The organism is Listeria floridensis FSL S10-1187 (assembly GCF_000525875.1).
In the GTDB taxonomy this organism is placed as follows: Bacteria; Bacillota; Bacilli; order Lactobacillales; family Listeriaceae; genus Listeria; species Listeria floridensis.
Window position 1 is genome coordinate 162,999 of record NZ_AODF01000008.1, and the last position, 8,970, is coordinate 171,968.

Genomic DNA, 8,970 nt, shown 5'->3' on the forward strand with positions numbered 1-8,970 from the left:
AAAAATAAAATCGAGTTTTTTTCTAAATATAAAAACATATTTGTAACAGAATTGTAATGTAAGGTGATTTTTGCTATAGTTAAATTATCAGGAAGGAGTGTGTGTCACTATGAAAAAGTGGATGAGCGCTATTATGATATTGATGGTTGCCATTCTTGTTGCGGCTTGTGGTTCTGATAAATCGGCAGAAAAAGAAACGAAAACAGAACCCAAACAAGAGCAAAAGGCTAAGAAAGAAGAAAAACAAACAACCGAGAAAAAAACTGAGGAAGATACAGCTGCAAACTCAGAAGGAAAACAAACGGAAACGCCTAAAACGGAGGAACCAAAGAGCGATGCTTCGGAATCAAAGCAGGACAGCTCAACTGCATCTTCAGAAAAGAAAGCAGAATCAAGCACAAAGCAAACGCCTAAAGCTCAGATTGCAGCTCCGGCAATTTCAAAAGCAGCTTTCAGTACATCGAATGTCGCTCCTGTTACTGGTGGGAAAGTGACGACTGTTTATGGAAATTATTCTTCTTCTTTTATTAAAGATTTTGGTTCATTAACGATTCGTGTGAACCAATATAAAGTAGAGAAAGTAGAAAATCCAACGAAGACAATCAGTGTTTACTCACCTGAAAGCTATATGCAAAAAGGTGGTTATGTAATTACGCTGTACTTCTCAATTTTTAATCAAACGAAGCAAAATTTGACATATAAACCAGAGCAAATCAGTTTGGCAGGAAACAGCACAGTAACTGGCGGAAGCTTAGATAATTTTGTTCCTGCTAAATACCACATTAAAGGAAGCGCGAGCGACCCTTATGTGTTTGCGCCGGAAAAAACAGCAGAAGGTTTTGTAACCTATATGTTGGATGAAGCGAAATTTCAAGATCTGAAAGCAAATCCGCGGATTGCAGTTCCAAATCCAAGCAAAATGGATAACAAAGCTGTAAAAGGCGATGATGCTGTTGCATCAATTCAAGTTCAATAAAAAAGTCTAACAAAAAACCAGTTTCTCGCGCGAGAAACTGGTTTTTAACGTATTTTAAGCCAATGATTTATTCAGCCATCATTTTTTCACGTGCTTCAACTTCGCGTTTTAACTGGCTAAATGGTTTTGAAAAAGATTTATTGAAGCGGAACTTTCCGGAATTAATCCGTTCCATTGTCTTAACAGCAATTCGGTGATCACATTCTGGGCAAAGATACATCCGAATCGGTTTATTTTTCAACTGCTTGGTTTTAAATTCACGATTATCCAGTTCATTGGTTGTTCCACATAAAATACAAGTTGCTTTCATTTCTATCACCTCAATATTTTTATTATAGCATGTTTTAAAAAAATACGTGAAAACACTGATTTCATTTGGAAAGCATTTGCAGAGACGGCTTTTTATGCTATACTTTATTCTATAGAATAGATGACTAAGCGTTTAACGCGTACGACAGGGGGATATCTGTGATGGATCAAATGGATCACCGAGATAAAGCAGTGGAACTTCTGAAAGAAGATGCCAAACGGATACTACAGTTGATTAAAGTCCAAATGGATAACTTGACATTACCGCAGTGCCCAGCATATGAAGAAGTGCTAGATACGCAAATGTACGGTTTATCACGGGAAATTAATTTTGCCATTCGTTTAGAACTGATTGAGCAAGAAGAAGGTAAAAAACTGATTGCGACTCTTGAAAAAGAGTTGTCGGCATTACATGAACTTTCAATGAACAAGCAATAAATTAAAAAGGGTCTGCTCGTTTTGCAGACGCTTTTTTATTTTATATGGATTTTACAGTGGAGATTGCTTTTCATGAGCCGTTTTTTTCATTATAATGTAACAAGACGCCTAAGAAAGAAAAGGGCGCGATGAAGATTGGAAGAGTGATATGCTGAAAAGAATTTTAAAATCATATGATTATTCACTAATCGTTGTTTATATCTTATTATGTTTGTTTGGGCTTATTATGGTGTATAGCGCAAGCTGGTCGCTTGCTTATCGTCACGAACTACCTGCTGATTTTTATTACATACGTCAAATTAAAAATTTGATTATCAGCTTTTTGTTTTTCCTGCTGTTTGCTCTTTTTCCGTATCGTATTTATCAGCATAATAAATTTTTAATGCCGATGATGTTCGGTTCTATCGCACTGTTACTTATGATTTTCATGGTGGGACATGCGGCAAATAATGCGCAAAGCTGGTTCCGTCTTGGCTCTGCATCACTTCAGCCGGGAGAGTTCGTTAAAGTATCAGTTATTATTTATTTAGCAGCGATTTATGCGAAAAAACAGAAGTATATTGACGATTTCAACAAAGGCGTTTTGCCGCCGGTTTTTTTTCTCGCATTCGTCTGCTTTTTGATCGCGATTCAGCCCGATCTCGGAACGGCGTTTATTATCTTCTTGACGGGGTGCTGTATTATCCTCTGCTCGGGAATGCGGTTCAAGAGTATGCTGAAATTGATCGGACTTGGGCTTGGCATTTTGCTAGTTTTGAGCATCATTGTTTTTCTTTTGCCAGAAGACATTCAAGTTAAAATTATTTCCCCAACACGGATGGGTCGGATTACCAGTTTTTTAAACCCGTTTCTTGATGCAGGACAAACTGGTCATCAGCTGGTTAATTCTTTTTATGCCATCGGTTCAGGCGGCATATTCGGCCAAGGTTTAGGCCAAAGTGTTCAAAAACTGGGCTATTTACCAGAAGCACACACTGACTTTATCATTTCTGTCATCGCAGAAGAACTTGGCGTTTTCGGTGTATTATTTGTTGTCATCGGACTATTTTTCATCATCTTTAAAACGATCCTGACTGGACTTAGAGCCGACAACCCGTTTGGATCACTGCTTTGCTACGGCACCGCCGGTCTAATCGGTATCCAAGCGTTCATTAATCTCGGCGGCGCATCGGGCACGATACCGATCACCGGTGTAACCTTGCCATTCATTAGTTATGGCGGTTCATCTTTAATGGTGCTTTCTGTCCTAATGGGTATCGTCATTAATGTTGGGATGTTTACGAATTATAAACGAAAATATGGAAGAAAAGATAACGATGAAGAAAACACTTGAGTTAGGAGTGTTTTCTTTTTTGGAAACGAATATTTTTAACAGAAACAAAGATAATATACGTTTTTTTCTTAAAGAAATTGACTTGTCGAAAGAAAACAATTTACTTTTGGTACCATTTAATACTATAATTGAAGTCATATACGACTTTGTTCGTTACTTGCATAAAATTCTATCAGATTATGGAAATAAGCAGAAGATACATAAAATTAAAAAAGCAATTTTGCTTTTTTAAACTGTTTATGAACTTGCCTAACTGATAGTGAAAAAAGGCAGAGTGTTGGTTAGGAGGAGAATTTATGAAACAAATTAAGAAAGTACTTGTAGCAAACCGCGGTGAAATCGCCATCCGTGTCTTGCGAGCTTGTACCGAACTCAAAATCAAGACAGTAGCAATATACTCACAGGAAGATACAGCGGCATTTCACCGTTATAAAGCAGATGAAGCTTACCTTGTAGGAGAAGGCAAGAAGCCGATTGATGCTTACCTGGATATCGAAAATATTATTGAGATCGCGAAGGAAGCTTCTGCGGATGCCATTCATCCTGGATACGGATTCCTTTCAGAGAACATTGAATTCGCTAAGCGTTGTGAGGAAGAAGGAATCATTTTTGTTGGTCCAAAATCCAAACACCTTGATATGTTTGGCGATAAAATTAAGGCAAAAGAGCAAGCCCTGCTTGCGGGCATTCCGGTTATTCCAGGAAGCGACGGTCCTGTTTCTGGGATTGAGGATGTGATTCAATTCGGAAAAGAAAACGGCTATCCGCTTATGATTAAAGCATCTCTAGGCGGCGGTGGACGCGGTATGCGTGTTGTCGAGTCAGAAGAGCATGTTGAAGAAGCTTTTAATCGTGCGGCTTCAGAAGCAAAAGCAGCTTTCGGAAATGATGAAGTATATGTTGAAAAATGCGTGATGAATCCGAAACACATCGAAGTTCAAATTCTTGGTGATTCGCATGGCAATATTGTTCACTTATTTGAACGTGACTGCTCGGTGCAGCGCCGTCATCAGAAAGTTGTTGAGGTAGCGCCTTGTAATGCGATTACGACAGAACTGAGAACGCGTATTTGTGATGCTGCTGTTAAACTTATGAAGAATGTTTCGTATTTAAATGCTGGAACGGTTGAGTTCTTAGTTGAAGGCGAAGAATTTTACTTTATCGAAGTGAATCCACGTGTTCAAGTTGAGCATACCATCACAGAAATGATTACAGGGATTGATATTGTGCAGTCGCAGCTTTATATTGCAGATGGCTATTCGATGCACGATCAGCTTGTTGCAATTCCTCAGCAGGAAGATATTCGCATTAACGGTTCTGCGATTCAGTGCCGAATTACAACGGAAGATCCTTTGAATAACTTCATGCCGGATACTGGACGAATCAATACGTACCGTTCAACAGGCGGATTCGGTGTACGTCTTGATGCTGGAAATGGTTTCCAAGGTACCGTTGTTACGCCATTCTATGATTCCTTGCTCGTTAAGCTTTCGACGTGGGGCATGACATTTGAACAATCAGTTCGGAAAATGGCACGGAACTTGATTGAATTCCGGATTCGTGGGGTAAAAACGAACATTCCGTTCTTGCTGAATGTGGTACGTCACCCGGATTTCCGTAGCGGAAACTATAATACTTCCTTTATTGATTCAACGCCTGAGCTGTTTAAATTCCCGCATGTGCGCGACCGCGGAACAAAAACACTGCGTTACATCAGTAATGTGACGGTGAACGGATTCCCAGGGATCAAACAAGATGACAAACCGGTTTATGATGAACCGCGCGTTCCAAAAATCCCTTATAACCAAGAAATTATTCCAGGAACTAAACAAATTCTTGATGCAAAAGGACCTGAAGGGGTTGTAGATTGGATTAAGCAGCAAGATGAAGTACTACTTACGGACACAACGTTACGTGATGCGCATCAGTCTCTTCTTGCAACACGGGTTCGTTCCAAAGATATTTTCCGAATTGCGGATGCGATGGCACATTTACTGCCGAAGATGTTCTCTTTTGAAATGTGGGGCGGAGCAACTTTTGATGTCGCTTACCGGTTCTTAAATGAAGATCCTTGGGTGCGTCTTGAAACACTTCGCAAACAAATTCCAAACGTGATGTTCCAGATGTTACTTCGCGGTGCAAATGGAGTTGGTTATAAAAACTATCCGGATAATGTAATTCGTGAATTCGTGAAGCTTTCTGCGGATTCCGGAATTGATGTATTCCGTGTCTTTGACAGCCTAAACTGGATTAAAGGAATGGAAGCATCAATTGAGGCTGTTCGGGATACTGGCAAAGTGGTTGAAGCTGCAATTTGCTACACCGGGGACATTGATGATCCAACGCGAACAAAATATACAATTGATTATTACAAGCAAATGGCAACTGAATTGGTTGCACAAGGGACACATATTCTGGGTATTAAAGACATGGCGGGGCTGCTTAAACCACAAGCTGCTTATCGTCTTATCAATGAACTGAAAGATACTGTTGATGTACCGATTCATCTGCATACGCACGACACGAGCGGTAATGGTATTTACACATACGCAGCAGCTGTCAGTGCGGGTGTTGATATCGTTGATGTGGCATCAAGTGCGATGAGCGGAGCGACGAGCCAACCGAGCATGACTGGACTTTACTATGGTCTTGTGAATGGGAAGCGTCAGACAAATCTCGATGCGCATAATTCGCAAATTCTTAATCATTACTGGGAAGATGTTCGTAAATACTACAAAGACTTTGATAATGCGCTCAATTCGCCGCAAACAGAAGTCTATATTCATGAAATGCCGGGCGGTCAATATACGAATCTGCAGCAGCAAGCAAAAGCTGTCGGACTTGGCGATCGTTGGGATGAAGTGAAAGATATGTATTCGACGGTCAATCAAATGTTTGGTGACATTGTGAAAGTAACGCCGTCTTCAAAAGTAGTGGGAGATATGGCGCTCTTCATGGTTCAAAATGATTTAACCGAAGAACTGGTTTATGAAAAGGGCGATACTCTTGATTTCCCTGATTCAGTTATCGAGTTCTTCCGTGGTGAAATCGGGCAGCCTTATGGTGGATTCCCGGAAAAACTGCAGCAGATTGTTTTGAAAGGTCAAAAACCGCTTCACAATCGTCCAGGTGCGCTAATGGAGCCGGTTGATTTTGACGCCGTGCGTGCGGAACTGAAAGAAAAAATCGGTTATGAACCAACTGAAAAAGATGTGATTGCCTACATTCTTTATCCGAAGGTTTTCCTTGATTATCAAGAAATGATTAATAAATACGGTGATGTAACCGTGCTTGATACGCCAACATTCTACAAAGGAATGCGTCTAGGCGAAACGATTCAAGTCGAACTGGAAAAAGGTAAGATTCTTCTGATCAAACTCAACTCGATTGGCGAACCAATTGCCGATGGTACGCGAGTTATCTACTTTGAACTGAATGGTCAACCGCGTGAAATCAACATTCAAGATTTCAATGTTCAATCTACGGTTGTCGCAAGGCTCAAAATTGATTCAACCAATCCAGAACATGTCGGAGCTACGCTCACCGGGGCTGTCATCCAAGTGGTGGCGAAAAAAGGTCAGCGCGTGAAAAAAGGCGATCCGCTTTTGATTACGGAAGCCATGAAGATGGAAACCACTATCCAAGCGCCGTTTGATGGAGAAGTCAATGCAATCTACGTTTCTGATGGCGATAATATTGAATCAGGCGACTTGCTGATGGAAGTTAGCCGAATCTAGTTGGGATAACAAGGCAGGTGCAGTACTTTCTGCACCTGCTTTTTTTGCGGGTTTTTTAATGATTATGCTTTACAAAACGGCTTTTTTAAGGTAACTTTACATAAGGTAGTTTCCAAGCGGATGCTGCCTAAAAAAATGCAACTTACACGAAATGGAAGAATCTGCAAAAGAGATGATACTAACTGAAAAAGCATCGTAAAGCGCGTGAGTTTGAAGAAGGAGAGATGCTTATACGAATGACTTGTGCATTTCATTTTTACTAAACTAAGAAAGAAGTGTTTTTGTGAAACAAGTTTTTGAGGTTCTAAAAGAACAAATAAAAAATACACCCATGATGTTCCGAATTGCACGTTACGAAGATCGTGCCAACTATCAAAGTCACTATCTTGGAATTCTCTGGGAAGTTTTAAATCCGCTTATTCAAGTTGCTATTTATTTCCTTGTTTTTGGATACGGCTTTCGCGGTTCGCAAATGATTGCAGGCAATGTCAGCTTCCTTGAATGGATGCTTGCCGGAATCGTACCGTGGTTTTTTATTAATAGTGTCGTCATGCAAGGAACAAATAGTATTTTTAATAAAATTAATCTTGTATCAAAAATGAATTTTCCGATGAGTATTTTGCCGAGTATCACAATTGTCTCGAATTTGATGAGCTTTTTTGTGATGATGGCAATCATGATTGGAATCTTTTTGATTCAAGGAACACCGATTACGATTTACTGGTTCCAATTCATTTATTACTTTGGCGCAATGATTCTCTTTTTGTTTGCCTTCTCGCTTTTCAATGCGACGGTCACGATCTTAATTCGAGACTACTATTTGGCACTTCAAAGCGTCATGCGGGTCTTGTTCTATTTGACGGGGATTGTATGGAATATCCCGTCACTTTTACCAGGCTGGGCAGCAAATTTACTCCAGCTTAATCCATTCATGTACTTGGTTAATGGCTTTAGGGATTCGTTCCTCATGAATAAGTGGTTCTTTGAGATGCCGTCTTATTCGCTTTATTTCTGGGGTCTAACTGCTTTCTTCCTTATAGTTGGTTCAACACTGTACATGAAATTCCGTGAAAGATTCGTAGACTTTGTCTAAAAGGAGACTTTCTGATGAGTAAAAAAAGTAAAAATTGCATTTAAGCATGTGTCAAAACAATTCGACTTATTTCAAAATAAATCTGATCATATTAAAGCACTGTTTCAGCCTAAGAAAAAATTTGATTCTTTTTGGGCGCTGAAAGATGTTAACTTTAATATTTATGAAGGTGAATCGGTTGGCTTGATTGGAATTAACGGATCAGGTAAATCGACGATCTCAAATTTGATTTCCGGTGTGATTCCAGCAACTGACGGTGAAGTAGAAGTAAATGGAGAAGCTTCGTTAATTGCAATCAATGTAGGTTTTAAACCGCCGCTTACCGGACTTGAGAACATCAAATTGAAATGCCTGATGCATGGCCTTAAGAATAGTGAAATCGAGCGGCTTCTTCCCGATATTATTGATTTTGCCGATATTGGTGATTTTATCAATCAACCGGTCAAAAACTATTCGAGTGGGATGCGCTCACGTCTTGGATTTGCGGTTTCAGCGCATATTGACCCGGATATCTTGGTGATTGATGAAGCGCTATCTGTCGGAGACCAAACATTTTATCAAAAATGTGTGGATAAAATTGAAGAATTTAAAGCAAAAGGCAAGACGATTGTGTTTGTCAGCCATTCACTTGGGCAAGTGAAGAGCTTATGCGATCGAATTATTTGGATGCACTATGGTGAAGTTCGTGAAATTGGGCCTTCAGCAGAAGTTTCGGTGCTGTATGATGACTTCGTAAAATGGTTTAATACGCAACCACGGCCTTTCAAAAAAGACTACCAAATTGAAAAAAAGGCTTTGCAAAAAAATCCACCAAAGACACGTTTTCCAAATCCAAATTTGGATAAGTATAAACTAAGTGTGCTTGATAAAGTTCTGATTGGCGGGGTTGTTCTTGGAACAGGACTGTTTGGAACGTTAGTTGCACTTGGCAAATCATTTTTAGGATTATTTTAAAGTCAAAAGCTGCTAGATTCGCTTTTCGAATCTAGCAGCTTTTTCTCTTTTAAACAAAAAAAACCGCGCAAACGCGCGGTTTTTTTGTTTAATCATTATTTGCATCAACGAGATAAATCATTTCCTTTAA

The 8,970-nt window shown here is 39.7% G+C and carries 7 protein-coding genes; 6 read left to right on the plus strand and 1 reads right to left on the minus strand.

All coding sequences use genetic code 11. The features are described from left to right. Positions 1-109 precede the first annotated feature (109 nt). Positions 110-976: a DUF5068 domain-containing protein gene (locus MFLO_RS05075; RefSeq protein WP_036096792.1), complete on the plus strand. Its 867-nt coding sequence runs from the start codon at positions 110-112 to the stop codon at positions 974-976. A 67-nt stretch (positions 977-1,043) separates the two neighbouring features. Here MFLO_RS05075 and MFLO_RS05080 read toward each other — a convergent pair whose 3' ends face one another. Continuing rightward, positions 1,044-1,286 carry a YlaI family protein gene (locus MFLO_RS05080; RefSeq protein ID WP_036096793.1) on the minus strand — a complete coding sequence of 81 codons (243 nt, stop codon included), beginning with the start codon at positions 1,284-1,286 and terminating at the stop codon, positions 1,044-1,046. Between the two features lie 161 nt (positions 1,287-1,447). On the opposite strand from MFLO_RS05080, the gene MFLO_RS05085 reads away from it, so the two are divergent. The 5 genes from MFLO_RS05085 (at position 1,448) to MFLO_RS05110 (ending at position 8,840) form a co-directional block, all read left to right on the plus strand. Further along, positions 1,448-1,723 carry an Fpa/YlaN family protein gene (locus MFLO_RS05085; RefSeq protein ID WP_036096794.1) on the plus strand — a complete coding sequence of 92 codons (276 nt, stop codon included), beginning with the start codon at positions 1,448-1,450 and terminating at the stop codon, positions 1,721-1,723. 148 nt (positions 1,724-1,871) lie between these two features. Beyond that, the gene (locus tag MFLO_RS05090; RefSeq protein WP_036096796.1) at positions 1,872-3,056 is read left to right on the plus strand and encodes an FtsW/RodA/SpoVE family cell cycle protein; all 1,185 of its coding nucleotides are present in this window, start codon (positions 1,872-1,874) and stop codon (positions 3,054-3,056) included. 296 nt (positions 3,057-3,352) lie between these two features. Further along, positions 3,353-6,793 carry a pyruvate carboxylase gene (locus MFLO_RS05100; RefSeq protein ID WP_036096800.1) on the plus strand — a complete coding sequence of 1,147 codons (3,441 nt, stop codon included), beginning with the start codon at positions 3,353-3,355 and terminating at the stop codon, positions 6,791-6,793. Between the two features lie 283 nt (positions 6,794-7,076). After that, positions 7,077-7,886, plus strand: coding sequence for an ABC transporter permease (locus tag MFLO_RS05105; protein WP_036096802.1), 810 nt, complete (start codon positions 7,077-7,079; stop codon positions 7,884-7,886). A 48-nt stretch (positions 7,887-7,934) separates the two neighbouring features. After that, positions 7,935-8,840 (plus strand): ABC transporter ATP-binding protein, encoded by a 906-nt coding sequence (locus tag MFLO_RS05110; protein WP_241433548.1) that lies wholly within the window; start codon positions 7,935-7,937, stop codon positions 8,838-8,840. Positions 8,841-8,970 lie beyond the last annotated feature (130 nt).

Coding starts and splice junctions, on each gene's coding strand:
- MFLO_RS05075 (WP_036096792.1), top strand. CDS start 110: ATGAAAAAGTGGATGAGCGCTATTATGATATTGATGGTTGCCATTCTT.
- MFLO_RS05080 (WP_036096793.1), bottom strand. CDS start 1,286: ATGAAAGCAACTTGTATTTTATGTGGAACAACCAATGAACTGGATAAT.
- MFLO_RS05085 (WP_036096794.1), top strand. CDS start 1,448: ATGGATCAAATGGATCACCGAGATAAAGCAGTGGAACTTCTGAAAGAA.
- MFLO_RS05090 (WP_036096796.1), top strand. CDS start 1,872: ATGCTGAAAAGAATTTTAAAATCATATGATTATTCACTAATCGTTGTT.
- MFLO_RS05100 (WP_036096800.1), top strand. CDS start 3,353: ATGAAACAAATTAAGAAAGTACTTGTAGCAAACCGCGGTGAAATCGCC.